General features: G+C 43.7%; 25 protein-coding genes, 2 tRNA genes and 1 riboswitch. Of the genes, 6 read left to right on the top strand and 21 right to left on the bottom strand.

What is annotated here, in order from left to right; genetic code table 11:
- The first annotated feature begins 234 nt into the window (after positions 1-234).
- Entirely contained in the window at positions 235-1,515 is a 1,281-nt protein-coding gene (locus AR337_RS14760) for an ArsB/NhaD family transporter (RefSeq protein WP_059172792.1), read from the top strand.
- 16 nt (positions 1,516-1,531) lie between these two features.
- Positions 1,532-1,810: a hypothetical protein gene (locus tag AR337_RS14755; protein ID WP_059172791.1), complete on the top strand. Its 279-nt coding sequence runs from the start codon at positions 1,532-1,534 to the stop codon at positions 1,808-1,810.
- 21 nt (positions 1,811-1,831) lie between these two features.
- On the opposite strand, the gene fbpA is transcribed toward AR337_RS14755, so the two are convergent.
- From fbpA to AR337_RS14725, 7 genes are all read right to left on the bottom strand, one after another.
- On the bottom strand, positions 1,832-1,999 hold the full coding sequence (fbpA, locus tag AR337_RS22785; protein WP_253701781.1) for a Fur-regulated basic protein FbpA: 168 nt from the start codon (positions 1,997-1,999) through the stop codon (positions 1,832-1,834).
- A gap of 150 nt (positions 2,000-2,149) precedes the next feature.
- Positions 2,150-2,253: riboswitch (SAM riboswitch) on the bottom strand.
- A 91-nt stretch (positions 2,254-2,344) separates the two neighbouring features.
- A complete protein-coding gene (locus tag AR337_RS14750) occupies positions 2,345-2,644 on the bottom strand; it encodes a hypothetical protein (RefSeq protein ID WP_059172790.1) in 300 nt (99 codons plus the stop codon).
- Positions 2,645-2,682: 38 nt separating this feature from the next.
- Complete coding sequence (locus AR337_RS14745; RefSeq protein ID WP_059172789.1) at positions 2,683-3,411, bottom strand: hypothetical protein; 729 nt, start codon at positions 3,409-3,411, stop codon at positions 2,683-2,685.
- A gap of 55 nt (positions 3,412-3,466) precedes the next feature.
- The gene (locus AR337_RS14740; protein WP_059172788.1) at positions 3,467-4,063 is read right to left on the bottom strand and encodes a class I SAM-dependent methyltransferase; all 597 of its coding nucleotides are present in this window, start codon (positions 4,061-4,063) and stop codon (positions 3,467-3,469) included.
- On the bottom strand, positions 4,063-4,269 hold the full coding sequence (locus tag AR337_RS14735) for a DUF3951 domain-containing protein (RefSeq protein ID WP_059172787.1): 207 nt from the start codon (positions 4,267-4,269) through the stop codon (positions 4,063-4,065). The genes AR337_RS14740 and AR337_RS14735 overlap by 1 nt, the downstream gene beginning before the upstream one ends.
- 83 nt (positions 4,270-4,352) lie before the next feature.
- Positions 4,353-4,730, bottom strand: coding sequence for a PH domain-containing protein (locus AR337_RS14730; RefSeq protein ID WP_059172786.1), 378 nt, complete (start codon positions 4,728-4,730; stop codon positions 4,353-4,355).
- 16 nt (positions 4,731-4,746) lie between these two features.
- Positions 4,747-5,508: an NRDE family protein gene (locus AR337_RS14725; protein ID WP_059172785.1), complete on the bottom strand. Its 762-nt coding sequence runs from the start codon at positions 5,506-5,508 to the stop codon at positions 4,747-4,749.
- A 120-nt stretch (positions 5,509-5,628) separates the two neighbouring features.
- On the opposite strand from AR337_RS14725, the gene AR337_RS14720 reads away from it, so the two are divergent.
- Together AR337_RS14720 and AR337_RS14715 are read left to right on the top strand one after the other, a co-directional pair.
- The gene (locus tag AR337_RS14720) at positions 5,629-6,195 is read left to right on the top strand and encodes a hypothetical protein (RefSeq protein ID WP_059172784.1); all 567 of its coding nucleotides are present in this window, start codon (positions 5,629-5,631) and stop codon (positions 6,193-6,195) included.
- Positions 6,196-6,208: 13 nt separating this feature from the next.
- A complete protein-coding gene (locus AR337_RS14715; protein WP_059172783.1) occupies positions 6,209-6,778 on the top strand; it encodes a hypothetical protein in 570 nt (189 codons plus the stop codon).
- A gap of 59 nt (positions 6,779-6,837) precedes the next feature.
- On the opposite strand, the gene yhbH is transcribed toward AR337_RS14715, so the two are convergent.
- The 7 genes from yhbH to queG form a co-directional block, all read right to left on the bottom strand.
- Entirely contained in the window at positions 6,838-8,007 is a 1,170-nt protein-coding gene (yhbH, locus tag AR337_RS14710) for a sporulation protein YhbH (protein WP_059172782.1), read from the bottom strand.
- Between the two features lie 326 nt (positions 8,008-8,333).
- Positions 8,334-8,528 (bottom strand): hypothetical protein, encoded by a 195-nt coding sequence (locus AR337_RS14705; protein WP_059172781.1) that lies wholly within the window; start codon positions 8,526-8,528, stop codon positions 8,334-8,336.
- 88 nt (positions 8,529-8,616) lie between these two features.
- Positions 8,617-10,512 (bottom strand): PrkA family serine protein kinase, encoded by a 1,896-nt coding sequence (locus AR337_RS14700; protein WP_059172780.1) that lies wholly within the window; start codon positions 10,510-10,512, stop codon positions 8,617-8,619.
- Positions 10,513-10,869: 357 nt separating this feature from the next.
- Entirely contained in the window at positions 10,870-11,619 is a 750-nt protein-coding gene (gene nfsA, locus AR337_RS14695; RefSeq protein ID WP_059172779.1) for an oxygen-insensitive NADPH nitroreductase, read from the bottom strand.
- A gap of 82 nt (positions 11,620-11,701) precedes the next feature.
- On the bottom strand, positions 11,702-12,175 hold the full coding sequence (gene trmL, locus AR337_RS14690) for a tRNA (uridine(34)/cytosine(34)/5-carboxymethylaminomethyluridine(34)-2'-O)-methyltransferase TrmL (protein ID WP_059172778.1): 474 nt from the start codon (positions 12,173-12,175) through the stop codon (positions 11,702-11,704).
- Between the two features lie 106 nt (positions 12,176-12,281).
- Positions 12,282-13,169, bottom strand: coding sequence for an amidase domain-containing protein (locus tag AR337_RS14685; RefSeq protein WP_059172777.1), 888 nt, complete (start codon positions 13,167-13,169; stop codon positions 12,282-12,284).
- A 110-nt stretch (positions 13,170-13,279) separates the two neighbouring features.
- Positions 13,280-14,413 (bottom strand): tRNA epoxyqueuosine(34) reductase QueG, encoded by a 1,134-nt coding sequence (gene queG / locus AR337_RS14680; RefSeq protein WP_059172776.1) that lies wholly within the window; start codon positions 14,411-14,413, stop codon positions 13,280-13,282.
- A gap of 108 nt (positions 14,414-14,521) precedes the next feature.
- Here queG and AR337_RS14675 point away from each other — a divergent pair, with 108 nt between their 5' ends.
- Entirely contained in the window at positions 14,522-15,196 is a 675-nt protein-coding gene (locus tag AR337_RS14675; RefSeq protein ID WP_059173271.1) for a B3/4 domain-containing protein, read from the top strand.
- Between the two features lie 434 nt (positions 15,197-15,630).
- Here AR337_RS14675 and AR337_RS14665 read toward each other — a convergent pair whose 3' ends face one another.
- The 3 genes from AR337_RS14665 to AR337_RS14655 all read right to left on the bottom strand — a co-directional run bounded on the left by AR337_RS14665 (position 15,631) and on the right by AR337_RS14655 (position 17,318).
- A complete protein-coding gene (locus AR337_RS14665; protein WP_059172775.1) occupies positions 15,631-15,975 on the bottom strand; it encodes a hypothetical protein in 345 nt (114 codons plus the stop codon).
- 192 nt (positions 15,976-16,167) lie between these two features.
- Positions 16,168-16,818: a YdeI/OmpD-associated family protein gene (locus AR337_RS14660; protein WP_059172774.1), complete on the bottom strand. Its 651-nt coding sequence runs from the start codon at positions 16,816-16,818 to the stop codon at positions 16,168-16,170.
- 47 nt (positions 16,819-16,865) lie between these two features.
- Positions 16,866-17,318 (bottom strand): SRPBCC family protein, encoded by a 453-nt coding sequence (locus tag AR337_RS14655; RefSeq protein ID WP_059172773.1) that lies wholly within the window; start codon positions 17,316-17,318, stop codon positions 16,866-16,868.
- Positions 17,319-17,510: 192 nt separating this feature from the next.
- Here AR337_RS14655 and AR337_RS14650 point away from each other — a divergent pair, with 192 nt between their 5' ends.
- A complete protein-coding gene (locus AR337_RS14650; RefSeq protein ID WP_059173270.1) occupies positions 17,511-17,897 on the top strand; it encodes an ester cyclase in 387 nt (128 codons plus the stop codon).
- 85 nt (positions 17,898-17,982) lie between these two features.
- Here the strand turns inward: AR337_RS14650 and AR337_RS14645 are convergent, their stop codons facing one another.
- From AR337_RS14645 to AR337_RS14630, 4 genes are all read right to left on the bottom strand, one after another.
- Positions 17,983-21,105: a S8 family serine peptidase gene (locus tag AR337_RS14645; protein ID WP_059172772.1), complete on the bottom strand. Its 3,123-nt coding sequence runs from the start codon at positions 21,103-21,105 to the stop codon at positions 17,983-17,985.
- Between the two features lie 696 nt (positions 21,106-21,801).
- Positions 21,802-23,214: a short-chain fatty acid transporter gene (locus AR337_RS14640; protein WP_253701778.1), complete on the bottom strand. Its 1,413-nt coding sequence runs from the start codon at positions 23,212-23,214 to the stop codon at positions 21,802-21,804.
- 384 nt (positions 23,215-23,598) lie between these two features.
- Positions 23,599-23,679, bottom strand: a tRNA-Leu gene (locus tag AR337_RS14635).
- Positions 23,680-23,778: 99 nt separating this feature from the next.
- Positions 23,779-23,853 (bottom strand) — tRNA-Cys (locus AR337_RS14630).
- Between the last annotated feature and the right edge of the window lie 10 nt (positions 23,854-23,863).

The following is a 23,863-nucleotide window of genomic DNA, read 5'->3' as shown; positions in this document are numbered from 1 at the left end:
TTCCTTGATTTTGTCATTTTGTTTAAGTTTTTTTCCACATACTCTCCAATGAAAAAGCCGGTCCAGGGTTTACCTGGCCGGCATCACTTTATCGTTTTAAAACTGATAGATTCTTCTACACCCATTCTTTCGGGCTATTGTTTTTTTACTTTTATTTAAATATAATTTTAGAAAAGCTTTTTTTAAAAATTCAAAAGCTTTTAATTAAACTTATAATATTGGGAGATGGGGATTTTGACAAACCAAGCATTGCTTGCCATTGGAGTTTTCCTGGTTGCATACGCATTTATCGTAACCGAGAAAATCCACAGGACAATCATCGCGATGGCAGGGGGCATCGCCATGGTCCTCTTGGGCATACTCGACCAGGAATCAGCGCTTCAGCACATTGACTTTAACACTCTTGGCCTGTTGACAGGGATGATGCTGATCGTTGCAATCACGGCTGAAACAGGATTATTCCGTTATTTGGCTATCTGGTCGGCAAAGAAAGTTAAAGGTGACCCTTTAAAGCTTCTCATAGTTTTAGGGCTGATTACCGCACTGGCTTCCGCATTCCTAGATAACGTTACGACCGTTTTGCTGATTGTCCCAGTTACCTTCAGTATCACAAGGCAGCTAAAAGTGAATCCGATGCCGTATTTGATTACTCAAATTATCGCCTCGAATATAGGAGGAACCGCAACGCTGATTGGAGACCCTCCGAATATTATGATTGGAAGCGCGGTAAAGGAGCTTACCTTTTCAGCATTCATCGTAAACCTGGCTCCGATTGCGTTTATTACCCTAATCGTTAATATTGTGATCCTGGGTTTCCTTTACAGAAAATCGCTTCATACCACTGAAGAACTTAGAGCAGGCATTATGAACCTTGATGAAAAAGCGGAAATCACCGATACAGTCTTGCTAAAGAAATCGCTTTTTGCTCTCGCGGTAACAATTTTCGGCTTTTTTATCCACCAGTTCATCCAAGTCGAAAACGCAACGATCGCATTGGCCGGCGCTTTCCTCCTCCTCCTTATGACCGGGGAACATTATCTTGAGGATTCGATGAAAAAAGTTGAGTGGCTAACCATCTTTTTCTTTATCGGTTTATTCGTACTGGTCGGAGGCTTAGTGGAAACAGGAGTTATTTCACTGCTCGCTAAAAAATCGATGGAACTTACCGGTGGGGATGTTACAGCAACATCGCTGCTAATTCTTTGGGTCAGCGCCATCGCATCCGCATTCATTGACAATATTCCATTTGTCGCCACGATGATTCCGATGATTAAGGACATGGGCTCGATGGGAATTACCGACCTTGAACCGCTGTGGTGGAGCCTTGCGCTCGGGGCATGCCTTGGCGGGAACGGAACCTTGATCGGCGCGAGCGCCAACGTCATTGTTGCCGGAATGGCCGCTAAGGAAAAACATCCAATTTCCTTCGTGAAATACCTTATCGTCGCATTCCCGCTCATGTTACTGACAATTGCCATTTGTACGGTCTATGTTTATTTTAGGTACCTACAATAAGAGGGGGAAACCTGTAATGGAATTGCTTTACACATATGATCGGACCCGTTTAGAAATCGTTGAGAAGCAGGATGGAACAGATGTAGAATTCACGCTTAATTTTGCAGACCCTGCTCTTGAAAAAAGTTTTTCCTCAGTCCGCGACTATTTCTACGGGAATGATGACCTGACTGATGCCTACTTTTATACAAGCCTGGACAAACAGGCAAAAGTCTCCCTAAAGCAGGAGTACTATACGGAGTTTTTACTCCAGCTTTTTAAAAACCAATTGCTTTTGTCTTTAGAATGGAAATAAGAAAAAAGAGGCCGGTATCAATTATCGCCTGGCCTCTTTTTTCAAAATTAGCATGTATTCGTTTTCAAGAGTCTTTAGAGGTGCGTCGTAAAGATGCTTTTCATCCGATGTTTTGTACACATTCCTTGAGAGCAGTTCTTCAATCAGCTTTTCTTTCCTCTTCTCGACCAATTGTGATAATTTTGCCACTTTCCTTCCTTCTCCTATCTATAAGATTTTATGAAAAAACCTCTCCCGATAAGGAAGAGGCCTGTTAGTTTATCTGGTTATCTCTCCTCATCTCACATTTCGGGTATTAAAAAAACCCTTTTTGATAAAAAGAGGGCGATGTCCGTTCTCTTCCTATCTCTCAGGCCATTTGCCTGCTGGAATTGGCACAGTACCCGTACAGGCCTGCTGCCGAGGCTTCAAAGGGCCGTTCCCTCCACCTCTCTCGATAAGAATAACTATTCAATTTCATCTACTTTAGCGCATTACTATTGGAAAGTCAATTCCTATTTTTTCTTTCCAGGGGGAAGATGCACCATCACCCGTTTAATGGTGATGATGGGCACCTTTCGAAGGATTCGTAATCACAAACTCCTCACGAGGGACATAGAAATACTGAATCCAAACCCCGTCCAAATGCTCCTCACGCGAATCTAGGATGATGTCGATATCCTTGTCAGTCTTTACTACCACATCATGCTCCTTGGGAGTATCTAGAACAAGGTCGTAGTGGGCATGGTCGCCGTGCATATGTGTAATGATGACGCGGAATATTTTGCCCTCCTCCGCATTGTTAAGCATTTCCTTCAATACTTTTGCGGCATTGCGGTTCATTTTCACCTTCATTTTTTGTAGCTCCTTTTAAGTCGGTTTTGCCCGTTTTTTTAAAATTGTTCCGCTTCCAGCAAAGTGGGATTCCAGTTTGAGTTTAACATCTGCTTCGAAGCCCATAGATTACCGAGAAGCCTTGGGACCATTTGTTTAGACGGCAGCTCATTGTTTTCCTGAAAGTACACGAAAAAAAGCAGGTATAAGAATGCATTCGTTTCAAGATGAATGTCCTTGAAATACGGCCCATTTTCGGTCGCAGTCGCAAACGAACCCGTTTCCGCTCCGCAAATATACCGTGTTTCTTTCCCTTCAAAAGTATTCCTTAGGAAATGGATGTTTCCGACTACGGTTGGATCATCCTCGCCGTCCGTGTTCGCAAGGCGTGCTTGCATTTCCGGCGGGAAATTACTGAGATTTTCCACTAACACACTCGTATGGGCAAATGCCTTGTCGAACCCATCTTCCTTTGGCTTCAACCCTTCCTCTTCAAGCAGGCTGATAAGCGGGAGGGTTGTCCCCTCCTCCACATACGCGGGCCGCGCTGATTGTCTGGACCACTTCAAGCCTGATAAACTTTTCGAGGTAAAGAAGGTCATAAAATACCAATTGCCTCGGTCATCTTCAGCAAGCTGCAGGACTGGGTCACCCTCTCGGTGGAAAAGTCGGAACCTGTCCCGAATATCGAACATGAACGGCTCCGCTTTCACTTTTTCCATTCCATTCATGTATGTACTTCCTGGCTTTTCGACCGGAACGGCTATATGGATATAGTAGACTGGCATCCTGAAACACTCCCAGCAAACGTTTCTCCTTATACCATTCCCGGCATCTGGCGTTTTAACACTTATTATTCGTACATTGGATCGTAATAAAAAGGCCATTGTAATACGTTTCCGTTTTTTCAATCTCTATTCCGGCCCTTTTTAATTCTGAAACCGTATCCCTATTCAAGTTGCATCCACCACACACTGCCCTCCATGCCGGGTTAAGTATCTCCTGCAATTTTGCAAGAGCAGGCTGAGGCATTTTTACATGCTCAAAAAATAGAAGCGTGGCGCCAGGCTTTGAAACTCTTTTCAATTCCGACAGTGCCTGGGCAGGATCCGGAATCGTACAGAAAACGAGCGTTGCCACAACCGCATCGAAACTATTATCATGGAATTCAAGCTGCTGAGCATTTTGTCGATGGACTGTAACGGGCACTTTTGCCTGGTTTGCCCTTTGCTCAGACCTTTGAATCATAAATGGATCCGGTTCGATCGCGTCAACTCTTTCAGCCATCCTATAGAGAGGGAAATTGATTCCCGAGCCGGAGCCAATTTCTAGCACCCTTCCCGATGCATTTTCCAACAGCTTTTCCCGTATTTTCCTAAAGGACCTTTTTTCAAGACCGCTCATTCCTATGTCATATAGAGACGCAAACCATTTGCCCATTATCCGTTCCCCTTGCCATCCCCCGAGCCTTCATCAATTACAACTTCCGCGCTGTTTTCACGAAAAGCTGTAGGTGAATGTCCAGTAATTTCATCAAAAGGTGTATAGGACGGGGTTATGCCTTTCTTTTTTACAAATACCTTATAAAAAGCCACCAAAACGAGGACGACGACCACAAGCGAAAATGCAATTGGCAAAACACTCATATTCCTTCCCCCTTATTCTACTTAATCGTATGATAGCAGAATGCTTCCCCATAGACTCTCTTTTAAAAGGAAAATGCGGCTGGCTATTTCAACACATATGCTGCCAGAACACTCTGGAGCTCATATATATTCAAACTTTTGTTAAACTGTTTTTGAAGTGGAATAGGATTGCCGGAAATCCAAATTTTCAGCTCCGCATCCAGGTCAAAGCTGCCGGCCGTTTCAATGCTGAAGTGGGTAATACTACCGTAAGGAATGGAATGGTACTCCGTCTTTTTCCCTGTAATTCCCTGTTTATCGACAAGGATAAGCCGCCGATTTGTAAAAATAAACATGTCCCTGACAAGCTGGTACGCTTTTTCAATCGACTCCCCTGGCGCCAGAACCTTCGCATATTCCTTTTGAACCTCCGGCAGGCTGACCTCAGAAGCATTTCCCATTAATCCGTCCAAAAAACCCATCTTCAATCCCTCCTAATCAAGTTAAAGGCAAACTAAACTTATTCTCGGCAATTCCATCCAAGTTATATACTTTCTCTGAGTAAGATAGCTTATCCTCTTCTACTAGCAGGACAGTGGAGCACCTCGTACCGTACCCTTCACTCCGGATAAACAGCGGAGAGAGGACCCGCTCCCATTCTAAGCCGATCCCGGTATCCGGCAGGTCTAAGTCCGGGGCGGGCTCGACATTCTGCAAAAGGGAGAACAGTTCCTGCTCCAGGCTGCCCGCGTCCTCCTTAAGCAGTTGACCAAGCCCTTTTTTGCCGCGCTCAACCTTTGGCCATGGCGTGTTGAGAAGGTGATTGCTAACTCCGTGGATTCCAGGCTCCACTTCCCGGACTATACCTTCAATATTGGAGTAATAATAAAGGCTTTCGCCGTCATCCGCCAGCAAATTATAGCCGGGGTACAGTCCCCTTGTCGCGGAAAGGCCAGCCATATAATCCCCTGCCTTCACTTTCCCTTTTAAAAATCCGGCCACAAGCTCACCGCGCGACAGCATTCCCACGGCATTCATTTGTTTTGGGTCACGGTAATTGGTCAGCGCCGCAAACCTCGCGTCCGTGGTGATTCCCATCCAGGTTCCCATCTTTTCAAGGTCCCGCCCTGCCAGGATTTCAGGTTCATCCTTCCAGAAATCCGCCGCGGCAGTCGGCCTCGCATAGCTTTCATCCCGGTTCGCCGCCACAATCAGCCTAAAACGCGGGTGGGCCTTATACGCAAATAAAATGAGGCACATCCGCTCCGCCTCCCTCCTAAGTCTCATACACCAATAGTATCCCATTTGGAAGGGAATGTATCATCATTTTGCTTGAGACTGGCAATACTAAAGGATACTGACCTGTATGAGGTGAAATGGATGAAACGAAAATGGATTATCGGGCTAAGCCTCTTATTTATAGTATTCATAGGAGCCCTATTTATTTTTTATTTTCATAAAGGGGACAACTCCAGATGGCAGGTAGCCTTAGGCGGGATTGGAGTAAGCGCCCTGCCTCTATTGCTCCTTTTTAGCAAAAGGAACCCTTTCAATCTTCCGCTAATTATCGGCTACTATGTTTTTATCTTCTGTACAATCTATCTCGGTTCGATTGCGTCTTTTTACCTAAAGCATAAATGGTGGGATTCAACGATTCATTTCTATAAAGGAATCCTCGTCGGCTTAATTGGTATTGCTCTCTATAAGCTATGGGTTCCTGGCCGAGCTAGAAATGCGGTGTCACGGCCAATCCTTTTTTTATTTGCGTTTTCGCTCGCGGTTTCATCAAGTGTAATTTGGGAAATATATGAATTTACAGGGGACCAGCTTTTTACCCATACAATGCAGCACGGTGGCAACAAGGACACGATGTTCGACCTGCTCGCCGGGACTGCCGGAGGCCTGCTTGCTGGCATTTATGCAGCTGCAAGGAAGGCACATTTATAAAGGAGGCGGTTAAATGGGCCGCAAGCTTGTTGTTATTTTCAGTCTGCTTTACATGGTGTTCATGGCCTGGCTCGCTTTCCGCTTTCATGCCGAGAATGATTCGTTCCGTTTTTCCGTAGCGGCCGCTGGAATCGGCTGTGGAGCGGTTCCTCTTATCCTAGGGTTTTTCATCAAATGGAAATTCAATCTCCCGCTTGTCCTTTCTTATATCATCTTTCTTTTCTGTGCCCAGTACCTTGGTTCGATAAGGGGATGGTACGGCCTTGGTTGGTGGGATATTTTCCTTCATGCCATCAGCGGAGCAATTCTAGGATTTGCGGGTGTAGCCCTGTATGAACGAATGATTCACCGGGATGCGGGAAACCTGATTTCCCCATGGTTTGTATTCCTATTCGTCTTTTCCTTCGCCGTTTTCGGCGGAGTCGTCTGGGAAATCTATGAATTCAGCTCAGACCAGCTATTTGGGATGGACCTGCAGGGAGGGGGCAACAAGGATACAATGACAGACCTGATTGCCGATACACTTGGCGGACTAGCAATCGGCATCTGGTCGGGGGTGCGGACGAAACTTAGAATGGGTTGACAGACTTGCCTTCCTGTAAAAAATGAAAAAGCCAGCAGCTCTTGCTGGCTTTTTCTCTATCAAGCATACTTCTTTTCTTCTTCATTGGAAAAAAAGCTTTTCATTGCGTTGAAGACGTCTGCCTTTTGTTTAAGGATATAATATCTAAAGTTCTCATTTTTAATGTTTTTATAGGCGGTCATCAATGTTGAATGGCGGTTATACTGATTCACTTCCCCGTAGCCGAACATGTTCGAAACACTCATTAGTTCCTCGACAAGCTTCACACAGCGGGCGTTGTCCGAGGTAAGGTTATCCCCATCCGAGAAATGGAATGGGTATATATTGAATTTAACAGGATCATATTTATTCGTGATTAGTTCGAGTGCCTTTCGATAGGCAGATGAACAAATCGTTCCGCCGCTTTCGCCCTTTGAAAAGAAATCCTCTTCTGATACAACCTTCGCCTCCGTATGGTGGGCAATAAACTCAATTTCGACTGTCTCGTATTTAGTCCTAAGAAAGCGGGTCATCCAGAAGAAAAAGCTCCTCGCCATATACTTTTCCCATAATCCCATCGAGCCGCTCGTGTCCATCATCGCGAGGACGACAGCTTTTGAATCAGGTTTAATAATTTCATTCCATGTCTTGAATTTGAGGTCTTCATTGTAAATTGGGTGGAACGCCGGCTTACCGTGCATCGCATTTCGCTTGAATGCCGATATCATTGTCCTTTTTTTATCGATGTTCCCCATCAGGCCAGTCTTTCTTATGTCATTGAACTCGATATGTTCCACGACATGCTCTTCCTGTTCCTTCCTCTTCAGGTTCGGCAGTTCAAGCTGCTTGAAAAGGGCTTCCTCCAGTTCCATCATCGATACTTCCGCCTCAAAATAGTCCTCACCCGCCTGGTCGCCTGCACCCTGGCCTTTACCGGGCCCTTTCTTGTCGCCCGACCCGTCCCGGGCAACAACATCGCCTACCTTGGACTTGCCATTTCCCTGGCCGACATGCTTGTTTTTATCATAATTATAACGAATTTTGTATTCGTCCAGTGAACGAATTGGTATTTTAACAACATCGCGGCCATTTGACATAATAATACTTTCCTCGGTAATCAAGTCTGGAAGATTGTTGCGGATTGCCTCCTGGACTTTTTCCTGATGCCGTTGCTGGTCATCTTGGCCTTTTCGGTGGAGGGACCAATCTTCCTTTGAGATCACAAAATGGTGATTGCTCTCGTCGATCATTCCAAACCCCTCCCTTATTCAATTTTTCCTTCCTCTTTTAAACCTGCTCCAAAACACTTTGGTAATATTGATTACTCTATCCTATGCCGTTTCTGTGGATAATTTACAAATTATTTCGAAAATTGTCCGCGGAAAAATTTTTGGAAAAGAACAAAATGCGTAAGCGCCTTCGCGACAAGTACAGACCGCTTCGCGACAGGCAAGAATCGCCTGTCCCTGCGATGATTATTCTCGGAAGCTCGAGCTGTAACTTACAATAACTTGTTTTGAGTTATCCACAATCCTCTATTTTAAAATTTCCTGGTATTAAAAAAATCCTCCGCCATTTAGCGGAGGTAATCATCCTTTTTTACATGCTGGATTGGATCCGGGTTTTTACCGTCTTCTTTTAATTCTTTGTTTGAGCGGCGGTTTTCCATTTGTTTGCCAAGATTTTTGATATCCTCCATATCTGGAGCCATTGAACCATTTTCCGGCTGGTAATCTTTATCAAGCCCTACATCTTTATTCTTTTTATCCATGCGATTCACCTCTACCAACCTTTTTCCCCGAAAATAAAAAGCATAAACTAAGAGCCGGAAAAAGTCCCCGGCTCTTTAGAGTGTAAGATTAACGATTCAGTAAGCTTCCAACATACCTTAACAGCTCGTTTGCAGACGTTGAATTATAGCCATGTTCATCAATGAGGCGAGCCACGACATTATTGATTTTCTTCAGCTGCTGCTCATCAGGCGTTTTCGAGGAAGTCGTTATTTTGACAACATCCTTCAAATCAGCGAACAACTTTTTCTGGATTGCTTCACGGAGGCGGTCGTGCGAGTTGTAATCGAACCGCTTCCCTTTCCTCGCATAGGCGGAAATCCGGATCAGCACCTCTTCGCGGAAGGCCTTTTTCGCATTCTCGGAAATGCCAATCTGTTCCTCAATTGACCTCATTAGCTTTTCATCCGGAGAGATCTCCTCCCCTGTCAATGGATCCCGCAGTTTTGCCTTGTTGCAATAAGCTTCAACATTATCGAGATAATTGTCCATCAGCGTCTTGGCGGACTCCTCATATGAATAGACAAATGCCTTTTGGACTTCTTTTTTGGCAATCGTATCGTACTCTTTCCGTGCAAGCGAAATATAATTCATATATTTCTCGCGCAGCTCCGCCGTAATGGAAGGATGCTGATCCAGTCCATCCTTCAATGATCGGAGCACGTCAAGCGCATTGATCGCGGCCACCTCTTTGCGGATAATTGTGGACGAGATTCGATTAATGACATAACGCGGGTCTATGCCACTCATCCCTTCATCCTGGTATTCCTTCTTCAGTTCATCGACGTCCGCCTGGTTATAGCCTTCAACATTTTCACCGTCATAAAGCCTCATTTTTTTCACAAGGTCAATGTCGCCCTTCTTCGGCTCCTTTAGCCGGGTTAGTATCGTGAACATTGCAGCAACCTTTAGCGTGTGCGGTGCGATATGCACATTCGCAACATCGCTCTCCCGAATCATTTTGTCATAAATGCGCTCTTCCTCGGAAACCTTCAAATTATATGGAATTGGCATAACGATAATCCTGGAATGAAGCGCTTCATTTTTCTTATTTGAAATAAACGAACGGTATTCCGTTTCGTTCGTATGCGCAACGATAAGTTCATCCGCGCTGATTAGCGCAAACCTTCCCGCCTTGAAGTTGCCTTCCTGAGTGAGTGAAAGGAGATGCCACAGGAACTTTTCATCGCATTTCAGCATTTCCTGAAACTCCATCATTCCCCGGTTTGCTTTGTTCAGCTCGCCGTCAAATCGGTAGGCTCTTGGGTCGGACTCTGAACCATATTCGGCAATTGTAGAAAAGTCGATGCTGCCGGTCAAATCTGCAATGTCCTGGGATTTAGGGTCTGAAGGGCTAAATGTGCCGATTCCGATTCTCCTGTCCTCCGAAAAAAAGATCCGTTCTACCTGTACATCTTCAATCCTGCCTTCATACTCCTGCTCAAGCCGCATCATATTAAGCGGAGATAGGTTCCCCTCAATCCGGATACCATACTCTTCGAAAAAATCCTTCCGTAAATAATGCGGAATGAGATGAAGCGGATCCTCGTGCATCGGGCAGCCCTTTATTGCGAAAACCGCTCCATTATCTGTATGGGAATATGCTTCAAGCCCGCGCTTCAGTATTGTCACCAACGTTGACTTCCCGCCGCTTACCGGCCCCATCAACAACAAAATCCGCTTGCGGACATCAAGCCGTTTTGCGGCAGGGTGGAAATATTCTTCAACCAGCCTCTCTAGCGCTTCCTCAAGGCCAAATAGCTGCTGATTAAAAAATTCGTATGTCTTTTTGCCTTTCTCTTTTGCAATCCCCGCATCCTTAATCATATTGAAAACCCGGGAATGCGCGGATTGGGCAACCCATGGCTTTTCTTTCAGCAGCTGCAGGTATTCTGCAAAGGTGCCTTCCCAGCGCAGCTTTTCTTCCTCTTCTCTGTACATCTCAATTTTCCTTAAAATATCCATAAAATAAAGTCCTCCCCCTGTCGCTAAAATCAGAGACGATTACTATACTCTATGCGGGCACTGATTTGAACATGCAAACAGGCAACCAGGAAAAATCTGGTCTCCCTAGTATTGAAAAAAACTAGTATATTCATTTCCAGATTGGCCTTGTTAGGATATAATGGATGTGTATATCTTTAACTTTTGATTTTCCAGGACAAAGGGGGCTTACATAACATGCGTCTGATTTTAATATTGGGTGTTACCGCTGCATTCCTCGCAGCCATCTTCACGTCCGGATACAATGATAAGCCGGGATCGAACAGCAAATAATGGTTACAAAAAAAGCTGCCAGCAACGGCAGCTTTTTACTTTTTATTATTTCAAATTCATCTTATTTTTGTTGACGAATTCCTTCATATACATCCTGCTCTGTTTTTCCAGCATGCCCGCAATTTGTCCGCTCCATGTATCCCGGCGCTTCCCAGCTGTCCGTTCCTCATAGTAGACCGAGATTTGCCTGTCATATTCTTCGAGACCCGCCTTATAGGCATCCAGGTTCTGCTCATAGCTATCCTCGTGATATATATGCCTGAGAGGCAAGCGCGGTTTCGTTCCAGGGTCCTGTACAGGATAGCCAACAGCCAGGCCGAACAACGGAATGACACGTTCCGGCGTGGATAACACCTTCTGCACCTCTTCCAAATTGTTGCGAAGGCCTCCTATATAACAAATGCCAAGGCCCATCGATTCTGCTGCAACGGCTGCATTTTGCGCTGCAAGCGCGGCATCAATGACGGCCACCATAAATTTTTCAGTGCTTTCAATGGATTCGAGCACTTCCCTGCCTTCCTTTTCCCCGATAAGGAAATGCCTGTATAGATCTGCGCAGAATACGAAAAAGTGCCCATTATTTTCAACATACATTTGGCTGCCTGCTATCTCGGCAAGCCGTTGTTTCTTCTCCGCGTCTTTTACGCCGATAATTGAATATGCCTGGATAAAACTCGAAGTTGACGCAGCCTGGGCACACTCTACAATGGTTTTAATTTGTTCATCCGATAAAGGCCTGTCCTCGAATTTCCTGATCGACCTGTGGCCGAGGATGGTCGAAATAGTTTCATTCATGGCAAACGCTCCCCCTTGCTGCGAATTATTCTGGAACTAGGATAGGGTTATAAGATTTTATTAAAAGCCTGTCAATCAGGCCCTATATCAAACCCGGATAGTTTTGCTGCCTCAATGCCTCATACACGAGGACTGCAGCGGTATTTGACAGATTCAATGAGCGAATGTGCCCGTTCATCGGGATGCGAAGGCATCTCTCCGGATTCGCCTCAATCACTTCCTGTGGAAGCCCCGTCGTTTCTTTGCCGAAAATAAAATAATAATCTTTTTCCGAGTCACTGAAATCAAATGATGAGAACGGTTTATCGCCGAACTTTGTTATATAGTAAAATTCCCCGCCTTTGCTGGCCTCATAAAAGTCCTCCAGGGAATCGTGATAAACAAGTTTAACATGCTCCCAATAATCAAGCCCCGCCCGTTTAAGCTGCTTATCATCCGTCGAAAAGCCAAGGGGCCTGATTAAATGAAGCCAGGCGCCTGTGCCGGCGCAAGTCCTCGAAATGTTGCCGGTATTGGCCGGGATTAGCGGCTGGTATAATACAACATGCACTGCCAAGAAGGTTCACCCCATACTTTACTTGCGTGAACGCCGATTCTGCGGCGCCACGTGTTCTATATACATATAAAACTCCACTCCGTTATTATACCACTCAAGCTTTCCCTTACAACCATTCACGGCTGTCATCAATAATTGAATAAAATTTATATTTAATCTTCGGGGTATAGGCCGAAGAATCAGTGTATTCCCAATACCGCATTCGGCTGTTATAGGTGTGGGCATTCACGAGCGGCATCCCGTTCGCATCCTTCGCAACGACAATTGTATTATGGTCGAAGCGGCCATCCCCCTGGAAGTCATAGCAGATCACGTCCCCAGGAATCAACTCGTCCGCGCTCCCCACTTCTCTCGCCCGCAAGCCTCCCTTTGAACCAGCCAAATACCAGCGAAGTGAATTTGCAACCGCCCAGCTGTAACTATAGTTATTGCCCCGCATCCACCATCCCTGCCCCCGGTTGGGATAACCCCTCATGGGTGAGCCGCCAGCATGCAGGCATTGTGATATATAATTGGTACAATCGACTTCGAACTTTTTAAAGGCGGGATTGTAGGAGTTCCACCAGCGCTCCGCATACTGGACGGCCTTCCTCCTATCGTATGTATACGAAGACCGCTCACCGCTCTCCATTTCCAGTATGAATAAATCACTAGAAATGGCCGCCTCCAATTGGGACGGGACGATTTCATAATCATCCACAACCATTCCTCTGTGAAAGCTCGCCTCTCTGACCTCAACTTCTTCCTCTAAATAGAGATGTTCCTTTTGTTTTATCAGGTGTTGAAAATGAATTTCATACAGGACTGTCTGATTTTCACCGCTGAAATGCTGTCTTAGTATCTTTCCACGTGCATAGCTTTTAACAATCGCTGCATTCCTATCGGAGCATGCCTGTATCTTCCGCTCATCCTTTTCGTCTGCATGCCTTTCCGCTTTATCCTTCACAAATTCCTTAATCCTTTTTTCAAGCAGTGCCTGAAGCGCCTCCCGCATTTTCACCGCCCCCTTTCCTACCATTCATATGTAGCAGCGCTATTGTTTAGGTAAGAAAAGTTGAACCTATTTGCAAAGTGTACCAAAAAAGGATGGCATCGGCGCCATCCTCATTCTTCAATCATGCTAATCCCTTTTTCTATCTCCGCAATAACATCTTCGTCTTTTTCAATCGTAAGGGCCTTTTGTAAAATAAATGACGATTCCCTGCCGCCAATTTTTCCAAGCGCCCAGGCAGCCGTTCCCCTCATTACTGGACGGGGATCCTTTTCGACAACTTCCTTAAGCTCTTCAACCGCCGTTTCATCTTTAAAATGGGCCAAAGCAATAATGGCATTCCGCTGGATCGGCTTTTTACCTCGCCACGAGCCTGCAACCTTTCCGAAACGTTCCTTAAAGTCACGGTTACTAATCGTCAGGATGGGCTTCAATAGAGGCTTTGCAATCTCGGGATCGGGCTCCATTTCCTCATGGAAGTGATAGTCACGGCCCTTGTTCTCAGGGCAGGCTGTCTGGCATGAGTCACAGCCATAAATCCTGTTACCGATTTTTTCCCTAAATTCCTCTGGGATAAATCCTTTTGTTTGCGTTAAAAAGGCAATGCAGCGTTGCGCATTTAGCTGGCCTCCCTGTATGAGTGCTCCGGTCGGGCAGGCATCCAGGCATTTCGTGCACGAACCGCATTTATCCTCTATTGGGGTATCCGGCTCAAACGGAATGCTCGTAATCATTTCACCAAGATACACATAGGAGCCAAACTCAGGAGTGATGATCGAACAGTTTTTACCGCTCCAGCCAATTCCCGCCCGTTCAGCAACGGCGCGGTCGGCAAGCTCCCCGGTGTCGACCATAGATTTCAGAAGGGCCCCAGGCACCCTTTCGGAAAGGAACGCCTCAAGCTTGGCAAGCCTGTCGCGCAGGATATGATGGTAATCAAGGCCCCATGATGCCCGACAAAAGATGCCGCGCCGCAAACCCTTTTTACTTTCGACCCTTATGGACATTTTAGAAGGATAGGCAAGCGCGATTGCGATAATCGAACGCGGTTTTTCAAGCAGGAGTGCTGGATTTGTCCGCTTTTCAATATCAGGCTCTTCAAATCCTGATTGATAGCCAAGCTCCTGCTGGCGGACCAGCCTGTTCTTCAGCTCATCGAATGGGGCCGCTGTTGTAAAACCAATTTTATCAATCCCTATCTCCTTACTATAGGAAATAAGATCTTTTTTCAATTGGCGGTAATCCATTTTCGCGCCTCCTTCCTTACTGGAATCATCTATATAATAGTTCAGGAAATTAAAGTTCCGCATCATTATATGATAAACTATTTTCAGGCAAATTTGGAGGTGTATTACTTGGAAATCAGCATTTCAAACGAACTTTCGGAACAGATTACCGGCTTTAAGCTAGGGATCATTCAATACAGGAACATCACGATCGGCGAGTCACCGCAAATGGTTAAGGGAAGGCTTCAGCTTTTTCAAGAATCCATCTTTTTTGATTTGGAGGATAAGAACGTAACCGACATGGAGGGGATCAAGGAGTGGCGGTCTGTTTTCAAACAAACGGGTAAGGACCCGAACCGCTACAGGCATTCCGCTGAAGCGCTTTACCGCCGGGTCCAGAAACAAAACTACCTGCCCTCCGTCCAGAGCGCGATTGACTTGAATAATTTCTTCTCACTCCAGTACCAGGTACCGATTGGTGTATACGATTTGGATAAACTTTCGGGCAGCATTACAGTCCGAATCGGCGGGCAAGGAGAGGAATACCAGGGTTTAAACGGAAGAACGAACTCACTGGAAAACCTCATTATTTCCTCTGATGATAAAGGTCCATTCGGCAGCCCATTCGTAGACTCAGACCGTGCACCTGTAACAACAGGAACAAAAAACGCAATCCAAATTATTTACCATCGTCCTTCCATCGAACGCGAAAAGGCCGAAGAGTTATCGAAATCTCTTATGGACATGTTCCTCCAGATACACGGCGGAGAAGCATCTTATGAGGTCATATTTTCAGGGAAATAAAAAACGCAATGCCTCGTCTTTTACGAAACACTGCGTTAGTAAAAAAGTTAAGTTTTTCGGGTGATGTAAATCAAACAACTACATCAGTTTGCAAGGCTGATGTTTTACCATTAAACTACACCCGCATAGTAGAATCTTAGCGGATTTTGTCGAAAAAATTAAAAATGACAATCTTCATGTTACTCTTTGAACACACTACTGTCAATACTATTTCGTGAGAATTTCATGTGAAAAAGATAATAAGATCGGTTCTCCATTTTTTAATACAAAAAGGTCTATACGAAACAGCAAAATCTCCATGTAAAAAAGATTACATAAAAACCCATCGGAGAGTGCTATTAAGCTTTTCCGATGGGTCTCAATGGTGAATATCTTTTATAAAAATTTCATGTTATAAGAACAAGGATTATAAAGGGTAAACGCTTCTCTCAGTGTTATTCATCAAAAGGATATTTCTGAACTCCATTCTTCGGGCTGCCCTTTACTGTAGCAGGTGAATTATGCAACGACCCTTCACCAACTACAAATGGTTCAGGAGACTTCTCTCCCCCGCGGATAAAAACATCTTTTAACCCTTCTGAGGATAAATCAATAAATGCGCCCGGCGCAACCAGTTTTCCATTGCCAGTAACTTTTAAATCCTCCTCAGTTACAGCTCCAGCACCGTTAGGCTTGTTTGCAACATAGCAATAATGGGCAGAAGCAACCGCGGCCGTTGAGAAGGTAAAGACAGATGACAAGAGCAGGATACGGACTAAACTTTTTCGTTTGTTAGCCATAAGAAATCCCTCACATTCATCTAATTTAAAGAACAGCAAGTTCTTTAATGAGAATTATAAAGGTTTCCACTATGGAAAACAATAAAATGTTTTGCGTTAGTTAAATATTTTATTTGTCATTCCTTCAAAACATAATAAAAGCCATTGAAATTTACGTTATCCAATTGCTAATGGTACTTGGTATTTTTGTATTTACTTCTTTTGCTGCCGATATAAATCAACAGACTTATACCCTTGTGATAAGATTTCAACCATTTGCTCTTGGCGCTTTTCACGTGTTTTCTGTTGCTTGGCGGAAAAAATGAAACGGGCCCAATCCCTTTGATAGCCTGGGGTTAGTCCTAAAAATGATTTTAGCTCATTTGGATAGTCAACCAGCAGTGTTTCTATATCTTTTACATTTTCCTCATAATCTCCAACACTCTGACTTGCGGCTGAAGACTTTTGAGCTGTCTTTTTTTCACGTTTTAATCCCACAACAGTAAATACATCGTCCATACTTACCATCCGCGAAAATTTTAAATCGCTGTCGCCTACATAGCCATCCTTGCCGACTTTCATTGCTGGAAAGATTTCATCCCGGTGAACATAGGTCTCATACCTTTTATTGCCTTTTTTCGGATATGCGAAAAACAAGTATCCTTTTGCAAGTAATTGCTGCTCTTTGATAATGCTTTGAGTGTGTTTAACCATTTCCTCCATCGTTTCTACAAAAATGAAAATGGCATCATGGCCTCCTGTTAATTCCGTTTTATAACCATGAAACAAATCATAATCTTCCGGTTGATTTAAAACAGCCAAATTTTTATACTTTCCAAGATTTAATTTATTTATAATTGTCATGGTTACTCCTTTATCTCTTTATTCGCAAATTGGCCTTTTTAATCATATTATTTCTCCAAATAACCGATAAGCGAATCTAAGTCTTTTTCACAGGCTTTTTTAAAAGTCCCAGCCAACATTCTCCCGAAAAATTTTGCTAAACCAGTAAGCCCTTTTATTTCTCCGCTTAATTTAATCTCTGTATGACCATTTGAAGGTGCAAGTTTGTATGTAAACAAAAATTCTCCTTTCCCCGTTGTTCCTTTTGTTCCATCACAGCGAAGGACAATTTTAGTTGGTTCTTCGAGTTCAACAACTTCAAAATGTTCCGACGCCACTTTCCCAAACATCCTTCTCGATTCCTTCCACTGGCTCCCCACCTGCATTGGCCCATCATTCAATCGATCAATTCCTACAAATCCCATCATCCAATGCTGTGCAGAATCAAGATCCAGCAAACTCTCGTAGGCTGCTTGTAAGGGCACCTTGGCGGTTCTTTTTACTTCAAAGCGAATGCCCATGCTGATTTCCTCCTTAATGATAAGAATTTAATCATTATCCCATTTCGGGTTTATCATACTAATACTTTCAACATACTATGCTTGTTTACCTACTACATTGTTCCTCAATTGACTAAAATTTTCATATACCTTAAACTCCTATTAACTCTATTATAGGATAATGCTTGCCTGGAAAGGATAAGTGCATTGAATATGAATAAGAAATCCAACCTCTCTCTAAAGGAGATAGCAGTATCATTTCTGCAACAGGTCGCTTCAGGAAAAGTCCGTGAAGCATACCAGAGCTACATAGCACCTGAATTCCGCCATCATAATCCCTATTTCCGTGGGGATGCAGAATCGCTAATGCGTGCATTGGAAGAAAATGCGGCTCAAAACCCCCAAAAGATACTTGAAGTCAAACTTGCAATTGAAGAAAAAGATATCGTTGTGGTTCACTCCCATGTAAAGCAGAATCCTAATGATTTTGGAGGCGTTGTTGTACATATCTTTCGTTTTCAAGATAATCAAATCGTTGAACTATGGGATGTAGGCCAACCCCTACCAGAGGATTCGCCAAATGAATACGGAATGTTTTAGGCGGGTACGGAAAAATCCTTGTTAGAAGATAGTAAAAAGGCAAGCAGCCTGAATGGTTGCTTGCCTTCCTTTTTAGAATTAATTTTTATTTCTTAGAATTTCCGTTGTTGCCGTTACTGCCCACTTTAACTGTATTGGACGATGCATTCCCTGCATTGTCTACGGCAATGACTTCAACAGTTTGGCCATTTTTCACTGGGTCCTTGAGTACGAAGGAAGTTTCCCCATTTACAAATGGGTCTTCCGTAAGAAGTTTTCCGTCAACTTTTACATACCAGTAGGCGACACCGCTAGTTTTATCGGAAATATCGACTGCCACTGTTTTTCCGTCTTTCCCTAATTCTGTTTTAAGTTTTGGATTAGTAACATCCAGCTTCACAGGCAGATTCACGATTTGCGGTTTGGCACCTTCATAATCAAGTGTCGATTTCACCTGCAGGTAATATTGTCCTTCCGGAGCCACTTTGCCGTTATGCATTTTACCATCCCATGTCCAGTCAGAGAAAAGGTAGTACATGGCTCCCCTGCCGCCGTCATAGTAATTTTTACGCACAAATTCTTCAGACGCGATTTCTTTTACCACCTTGCCGTCAGCATTCAATACATTTAAATCGAATTTTTTGGCATTACGGATCAAGGATAGAATATAAGTCGCACTATCGTTTTTACCGTCACCATTTGGCGAAATGGCGATCAAATTAGGGTTGAGGTTACCAGTTGCCTGGTCAACACCTAAATAGTCGTAGCTGCCGCCGCCAACATGTGTCAGAACGCCTGTGTATCCGTAGTAGGACATAGGATCCCAAGCAGGAGTATCAAGGATTGGAGCCGCATTCCAGTCGCCTTTAAAGCCGACGTAAGGGACAACCAAATCAGGGTTCGTATCAGTTGGGTCAGTCAACTTAACAAACCCTTCCAGCCAATAGCCGTTTGTGAAATAGGATTTTAACGTTGCATCCAAGCCACTGACATCAACAGACACTTCGATAGTTGCTTTACCTTTGGCAGGCACTTCGATTGTGCTGACTGTCTTTCCGTTAACTGTCGCTATTGCCCCTAAATCAAGGCCACCTGTTAGGTTCGCGGCTGATACCAATACACCGCTTGCCGTAACAGGAGAATCTGTTTGAGCACTTGCACTGACATCGTATGTTACGGCTTTGTCAGAGTAGTTTTCCGCCGTTAACGCAAACGTTACAACATTGTTCTTTACTTCTTTCAGAGCAACCTTTGCTTCACCCGTTTTAGAGTCAGTCACGGTTACAGGCGTTGATAATGCTGCATGAAGCTGCATTAGGCCTGCTCCCTGGCGGCGTGGTGAAACAGGTGCTTTTCCAAATACAACTGGCTTAGCAGTATTCAATAAGAATTTCTTCGCAAGTTTGGAACGATCCGCTCCTTGAAGCCCGAATTCATTATCCACTCTTTCCAAAACCAATGCAGAACCGCCGGATACGTGCGGGGCCGCCATTGATGTGCCGCTCATAATCTGGTATTCATTACCATCAGCAGTAGAATAAATTTGTCCGCCTGGCGCGGTGATTTCCGGTTTGAAATCAAGGTTAGGCGTGATACCCCACGATGTGAAGGCGCTCATTTTGCCTGCTTCAGCGTTAGGGACAGTCATTTTTCCGCCATCGAAGCTCACTGTAACAGCTTTCCCAGCTTGGAGTGCTGCCGCAAAGCGATCACCATCCGCTTTTAACATGAACAATTGCGGAATCGTAATTGCAGCATCGGTTGCCATATTAACGGTTCCACCGGCATTGTTGTAAATGATTACACCGGCTGCTCCAGCATTTTGGGCATTTATTGCTTTTTCGGTAAACGCAATTCCCCCGCGCTGTATTAATGCAAACTTTCCTTTCAGTTCTTTTCCTTCAAGATCGGCAGGTTGTCCTAATCCTCCATACACCATTTCAAAGCTTGTACCCACTGTAGGGGCAGTCTGGCTGGCAGATAGGAACATTACTTGTTCAGCATCCCCGCCATCAATTGAAACATTAGCCGCATCTACATCCATGCGAGTATTTTCGTATGATGCGACAGAAATGGAATCTTTGGATACGCTCGGTGAACCAACTAACCCATAATCAGGATTTGAAGCGTATGGGTAGAAATAGCCATTTCCAAAGTAAGCTGAGTTTCCAGCAGAAATGGACATCACTACTCCGTTGTCCACAGCACGTGTAATCGCCTGCTGTTCAGGTGAATTCGCATCTACGAACCCAGCTGTCGAACCGAGGCTCATATTCAATACGTCAGCGCCAAGCTTAATCGCATCATCAATCGCTTTAATATAAATATCGCCCCATGTAGATGCCTGTTCTTCGCCAAAGACACGTAAAGCAAGCAATTGCGCTTCTGGAGCAACGCCTTTAATGCCGCCATTTTCTTCGTCACCATTGGCGGCTACAGTTCCGGCCACGTGCATTCCGTGCATCCCCGTATCGGCATTACCATCAAGAATGTCATCATTATTGTCCATGTAGTTCCAGCCATATGGAACCTTGTCATTGAAATAGTGTCCTGGAAGGCTTGACTCAGTGATTTCGTTTTCTACCGCGCCTTTGGATAGTTTAGCGGAAGAAGAATCAGTTAAAAGGAAGTCTTTATGGGACGGGTCAACCCCAGAGTCAATAATCCCGACAACCAACCCTTCGCCTTTATAGCCGAAATCACGCCAGGCGTTCTGGGCCTCGACCAACTCTTTACTGTATTTCATATCCGGCTTTTCAGCAGGAAGTTTGTACTCGGTTGCGAGGTATACTTGTTTTACCTCTGGCACTTCTTTGATTTTTTCAATATCACTGTACTTTACCTTTGCACTAAAGCCGTTTACTATGGCATTGAATTCCTGCTCGTATTTAATGCCGAGTTTTTTTCCGTTGATGTTATCCTTTGCAGCCTTTTGCTTGTCTTTCGCAGCTTTTTCCAGCTGCTTCCGCTCAGCTTTGGCCAGTTTATCGTACTTTACGCCTTTCTTTGTTGCTGTTTCAACAGGTGCGCTGCCATCCAATTCAACAATTACACGGACCTCTTTGTCCGGATCAACGCTTTGTTGGTCAGTTGCTGTAAGATTTGATTTTTGAAGTGTCGGTTTATGTAAATCCAATTGCTCCGGCGTGACATTGCCTATTGAGGCAAATCCACTGTTGCCAAATGCTAACAAAAAAACGAATATTATTGCAGTAATTCTTTTACTCATGTCCTTCCCCCTTATCTTTTTTGCTAAAGAAAATAATAGATACTATCCTCCTTCAATGAATTTTAACTGAAAACATAAAATTTTCAGTAATATTACTATACTAAATTCCTATTTTTAGGGATAGCGAAAAAAGTCGTAGGTCTTAAGTTGTGCTATTCAGCCTCAGCTACAAATATTGACTGTTGGCTCCCGAAAAAGAGCGACTCTAGTCGAATCTAAGATGCTTTTGGGCTTGAAATTAATTTTTTAAGTGAAAACTTACGAGAAATAAAGGGGAATTCTTCGAAAAGTTTTTCAGTGTAAAAGGTGTACGAATAGAGGAATAGGTATTTTGGCATGAGAATTTTGGTAATTAACTTAATAGAAAGTCGTAATGTAACCTACTTACGTACCTAAAGTGAGATTTGCCCCTGCTTTGTAAAATCGGGTATCAAGCAGCCTTCTCCCTTATTTTATGAGCAGTTGAAGTGAAACCGAGGATTGTGGATATTCTATAGTGAAAATAAATAAAAAGGCTTCTCACAATGAAGTGAAAAGCCTTGATACTACAATATTCTTTCGTTAGTTAATACCGGTCGCCGGGGTATAATATTCCCTCTAACTTCTTGATGTATAAGGGTTCTTTGAGGATTGGCGAAAAAATTGTGAATATATGTAAGAAATTTTATTTTGGGCTGAATTTTGCAATGAAATAAATTACTGGAAGACAGGAGCAACATACGGCATTGTTTTTGCTAAAATCCAAACTAAGAAAAGTACAACTGGAACATGAAAAATCAATTGTAATATTGAATAACCAGCGAGGTCCTTTGCCTTGATCCCCAATACTCCCAGCAACGGTAACATAAAGAACGGGTTGATCATGTTGGGAAGTGCTTCTGTCGCATTATATACTTGCACGATCCAAGCCATACTAACATTTAACTCTTTCGCAGCCTCGAGCAAGTACGGTGCCTCAACAATCCATTTTCCTCCGCCTGAAGGTAAAAAGAGTCCTAGAACAGCTGAATAGATTCCTGCAATGACTGGGAAAGTATTTTCACTCGAAATGGAAAGAAAGAAGTTTACTAATACATCGTTAAGTCCTGAATTCATTAAAATTCCGAAAATCCCTGCATATAATGGAAACTGTATAAGTACTCCACTAATAGCAGGCACAGAGTTAGAAACTGAATTCAAAAAGTTTCTCGGTGTCCAGTGCAAAAGTAACCCAAACATTAAAAGTATGAAGTTATAATTATTGAGATTTAGTGCTGCGATTGGTCCTGTATCCACCATAATTTTTCCAATATAAAGAAAGCCTAGAGTAACTAATAAAATAGTTAAAATTGGGCTATATTCCAACCATTCTCCTGGTCTATCAGCCTTCTTCTTTTCAAGAGATTCTACTCGGCTATAATCAAGACCAGCCATTTCCGCAGTCTTTGCCTTGTCCTTATTAGGTGCAGACACATAAGCAATCCAAACGGATAAGACAATTAGAACAACAATCATGACTAAGTTTTGCCAGGTGAAAATCGTTTCCGACATTGGAATCGTACCGCTAATTTCATACAATTCAGGAGGAATGGAAGATTTCGTTGCCATTAATAATGCCGCTGATGAGGAAAGCCCTAATGCCCAAATACTTCCAAGGCCTAAGAATCCTGCTGCTGCCATCGCTCGATAATCGACACCTTTGACTCGATTACTAATTTCTTTAATCAGGATGCCACTAAACACTAAGCTAAAGCCCCAACTAATTAGTGATGTAACTAAGGCAAAGAAAGCTACAAAAGCTACAGCCACTTTCGGTGATTTAGGGATTTCCGCAATCCTAGCAATGAGCTTATGAACAGGTTTTGAAGAAGCCACTACGTAGCCTGTAATAATAATAAAAGCCATTTGCATTGTAAAAGGAATCAAATCCCAATAGTGTTTTCCAAAATCGACCCCCACCTCGACAGGTGTCCTTCCCATTAACAAAGCAATTATGGCAACGATTACAACTGCAACGCCAGCAAAAATATACGCATCTGGAAACCACTTCTCACTCCAATTAGCTAACGAAATACCCATACGTTCCAGACTACCTGATTGTTCTTCTTGTACTTTCTTCTCTTGTTCCAATTTAAGCACGCACCTTTCAAGAGGTATGGAGGTTTTTTCTTAAAAATCAGAATATTATAACTCAATGACTACCATTTTACATTACAATTACTTAAAGTCAATCAGAGAAGACTTAAAGTAGAATTAATTGGTCGAGTCTAACGGAAATTAATTTTAAATGCCGTAGAATTTCTATACTAATGAATTCAATACTAATTATTGGTATTGTTGGAGGCCTTGATGACACTGGTAAAATCAACGGTATAATCATTATTATAATGATATTTAGTAATGTTTAGATTAGCATCATATAAAAGATATACAAAAAAGGCTCAAAAACGTTGGTACATCAACGTTCTTGAGCCTTTTTTACGGTTATTAACCTTAACCTAAAACATTCAAAGATACCCGAGGCCGGACTTGAACCGGCACGCCTCGCGGCATCGCATTTTGAGTGCGACGTGTCTGCCATTCCACCACTCGGGCAAAGTTAAAATGCTGGTGTTTTTATTCGCACACTATATTGGGACGTGCGAGTCTGCCAATTCCGCCACACCGGCATAATAAAATGAATTGGACTTCATATGGAGGCGGCAACCGGATTTGAACCGGTGAATAAAGGTTTTGCAGACCTTTGCCTTACCACTTGGCTATGCCGCCGATATATATA

It is taken from the genome of Bacillus sp. FJAT-27445 (assembly GCF_001510665.1).
Taxonomy (GTDB): Bacteria; Bacillota; Bacilli; order Bacillales; family Cytobacillaceae; genus Bacillus_D.
The sequence above is the reverse complement of the archived record's forward strand: the minus strand, read 5'-3'. Positions and strand labels throughout refer to the sequence as shown.

Coding starts and splice junctions, on each gene's coding strand:
- AR337_RS14755 (WP_059172791.1), top strand. CDS start 1,532: ATGGAATTGCTTTACACATATGATCGGACCCGTTTAGAAATCGTTGAG.
- AR337_RS14750 (WP_059172790.1), bottom strand. CDS start 2,644: ATGAAGGTGAAAATGAACCGCAATGCCGCAAAAGTATTGAAGGAAATG.
- AR337_RS14745 (WP_059172789.1), bottom strand. CDS start 3,411: ATGCCAGTCTACTATATCCATATAGCCGTTCCGGTCGAAAAGCCAGGA.
- AR337_RS14740 (WP_059172788.1), bottom strand. CDS start 4,063: ATGGGCAAATGGTTTGCGTCTCTATATGACATAGGAATGAGCGGTCTT.
- AR337_RS14735 (WP_059172787.1), bottom strand. CDS start 4,269: ATGAGTGTTTTGCCAATTGCATTTTCGCTTGTGGTCGTCGTCCTCGTT.
- AR337_RS14730 (WP_059172786.1), bottom strand. CDS start 4,730: ATGGGTTTTTTGGACGGATTAATGGGAAATGCTTCTGAGGTCAGCCTG.
- AR337_RS14725 (WP_059172785.1), bottom strand. CDS start 5,508: ATGTGCCTCATTTTATTTGCGTATAAGGCCCACCCGCGTTTTAGGCTG.
- AR337_RS14720 (WP_059172784.1), top strand. CDS start 5,629: ATGAAACGAAAATGGATTATCGGGCTAAGCCTCTTATTTATAGTATTC.
- AR337_RS14715 (WP_059172783.1), top strand. CDS start 6,209: ATGGGCCGCAAGCTTGTTGTTATTTTCAGTCTGCTTTACATGGTGTTC.
- yhbH (WP_059172782.1), bottom strand. CDS start 8,007: ATGATCGACGAGAGCAATCACCATTTTGTGATCTCAAAGGAAGATTGG.
- AR337_RS14705 (WP_059172781.1), bottom strand. CDS start 8,528: ATGGATAAAAAGAATAAAGATGTAGGGCTTGATAAAGATTACCAGCCG.
- AR337_RS14700 (WP_059172780.1), bottom strand. CDS start 10,512: ATGGATATTTTAAGGAAAATTGAGATGTACAGAGAAGAGGAAGAAAAG.
- nfsA (WP_059172779.1), bottom strand. CDS start 11,619: ATGAATGAAACTATTTCGACCATCCTCGGCCACAGGTCGATCAGGAAA.
- AR337_RS14685 (WP_059172777.1), bottom strand. CDS start 13,169: ATGCGGGAGGCGCTTCAGGCACTGCTTGAAAAAAGGATTAAGGAATTT.
- queG (WP_059172776.1), bottom strand. CDS start 14,413: ATGGATTACCGCCAATTGAAAAAAGATCTTATTTCCTATAGTAAGGAG.
- AR337_RS14665 (WP_059172775.1), bottom strand. CDS start 15,975: ATGGCTAACAAACGAAAAAGTTTAGTCCGTATCCTGCTCTTGTCATCT.
- AR337_RS14660 (WP_059172774.1), bottom strand. CDS start 16,818: ATGACAATTATAAATAAATTAAATCTTGGAAAGTATAAAAATTTGGCT.
- AR337_RS14655 (WP_059172773.1), bottom strand. CDS start 17,318: ATGGGCATTCGCTTTGAAGTAAAAAGAACCGCCAAGGTGCCCTTACAA.
- AR337_RS14650 (WP_059173270.1), top strand. CDS start 17,511: ATGAATAAGAAATCCAACCTCTCTCTAAAGGAGATAGCAGTATCATTT.
- AR337_RS14645 (WP_059172772.1), bottom strand. CDS start 21,105: ATGAGTAAAAGAATTACTGCAATAATATTCGTTTTTTTGTTAGCATTT.